Origin of the sequence: Bradyrhizobium sp. Y36 (assembly GCF_002531575.1) — a bacterium.
In the GTDB taxonomy this organism is placed as follows: Bacteria; Pseudomonadota; Alphaproteobacteria; order Rhizobiales; family Xanthobacteraceae; genus Bradyrhizobium.
Window position 1 is genome coordinate 1 of the sequence record NZ_NWTI01000030.1, and the last position, 2,052, is coordinate 2,052.

At 64.7% G+C, this 2,052-nt stretch carries 1 protein-coding gene; it reads right to left on the reverse strand.

All coding sequences use genetic code 11. The features are described from left to right. Positions 1-1,584, reverse strand: a 1,584-nt coding sequence (locus tag CO669_RS32650; RefSeq protein ID WP_198964378.1) for a methyl-accepting chemotaxis protein, incomplete at its 3' end; no start/stop codon positions are given. Between the last annotated feature and the right edge of the window lie 468 nt (positions 1,585-2,052).

Genomic DNA, 2,052 nt, shown 5'->3' on the forward strand with positions numbered 1-2,052 from the left:
GAGCGCCAGAAGATTGGTCTGCTCGGCGATCGCCGTGATCAGCTTGACCACCTCGCCGATCTGCTGGGCCGCATGCGAGAGCTTGCCGATCCGGCCGTCGGTCTCCCTGGCCTGCACCACGGCAGCTTCCGCAATACGGTTGGAGTCGCGGACCTGGCGGCCGATCTCCTCGACCGAGGCCGAGAGCTCTTCGGTCGCGGTGGCGACGGACTGCATGTTGGAAGAGGCCTGCTCGGACACCCCGGCGACCTGGCTCGACAGGCTCTGGGTGGTCTCGGCGGTACGCGTCAGCGTGGACGCCGCCGATTCCAGCTGCACGGCCGAGGCCGAGACGTTGGAGACGATGGCGCCGACCGCGCTTTCGAAATCGTCGGCGAAGCGGATCAGCTCGGCGCGGCGGCTTGCGGCCTGCTCGCGGTTCTGGACTTCGCTGGCGGCGGCATCGCGCTCGGCCTTGGCGACCGCCTGAACCTTGAACTCCTCGACCGCGCCGGCCATCTCGCCGATCTCGTCCTTGCGGCCGAGGCCCGGCAGCACCACGTCGAAATTGCCCGACGCCAGCTCGCGCATCGCCTTGCACATCGCGATCATCGGACGCGAGATGCCGTTGCCGAGCCACAAGGCCAGAACGGCGCCCACGGCCAGCCCGCCCAGGGCCATCATCAGCATCAACTGCTCGGTCTCGCCGATGGTCGCATTGGCGCTCGCCTCGATGCGCTGCTGGTCGGCGGTGAGATCCGAACGCAGCTCGCCCGAGAGCTTGAGAATGGTCGCCGCCGTCTTGGTCATCTCGCCATTCGACTTGACGATGACCTTCACGTTCTCGGTCAGCTTTGCGAAGGAGGTGCGGTACTGCTTCAGGAGATCGCCGATCTCCTTGACGCGGTCGGTGATCTTCTGGTCGCTGGCATAGATCGAGACCAGCAGTGTCTCCAGGAACTTGATACGGGCGATCACGCCGTCGGCGGTCTTGGGCTCCGGCTTTGCGACGAAGGCGCTGACCGAGGTGGAGACCGCCAGATATTGCGAGGTGATGTCCTTGGCCGTGGTCTGGACCGACGCCAGTCCCGCCAGCGCGGCCGTATCGGCGAGATCGTCGAACTTGAAGCGGATCTTGTTGCCGACACTGTTGAGCTCATCGGCCGCGATCTTGTTGTTCTCGCGCGTCAGGGTAATGATCTCCCCGAACACCTTCGTGAAGCGCTGGAACTCGGCCTCGAGCTTGCCGACCTGCTCACGGCGTGCAGCGCCGGTGGTGGCCGACATCGACTTGGCGATGGCGCTCTTCAGATTCTCTTCGGCTGCCTTGGCTGCGGTCTCGTCATCGTTCGCCCCGGTCAGGGTGTAGGCCCGTGCCAGCCCTTGATAGGCAATCAGCTCGCGATCGACCGTCCGCGCCAGATCGGCTTCCGAGACGCTGGTGCGATAGGAGGCCACGGCACCTGCAATCCGCTCGAAGCCGAAATAGGCGAAACCCATGCTGACGGCGAGGATGGCTAGCACTGCCACGAAGCCGAGGATGATTTTTGCACGAAAACGCAGCGTTGGCAGCTTCGATTGGCTCGACTTCGACGTGACCGACATTCCCCCACCCCATTCCATTCGCGGAAAACCAGGCGCAGTCCGGAAGCAGCCCGCTTCCTGACTCGTCTGCACGGTAATCGGCAAAGGATAAGCTGTGGTAAATTTGTGGCGCCGCAACTGGCGGTCAGGTGACGCAGGGAATTGTTAAGGCGCGCTTTCCCGCGCTGTTGGCAATTGAGTGCTCCGCCCATCCTCGCTGTCGTCCCGGACGAGCGGAGCGAAGATCCGCCCCCCCCCCGCGCGAGCGCTTGCGCTCGTCGCGTCCACGGGGAGAAATCTGCCGAAGACTCGGAGTTGCAGGCGTCGCTCCATAGCCGCTTCCTGTAGTGGGTCCCCGCATGCGCGGGACGACAGCAGAGGATGGAGCGACAGCGAGCGCCTCAGGGCCTTACGCCGCCCTGATATTGCCCATGAAGCGATCGAGCTCGGCGCGCAGGCGGGTGCTTTCGGACGACAGCGTCTTGGCCG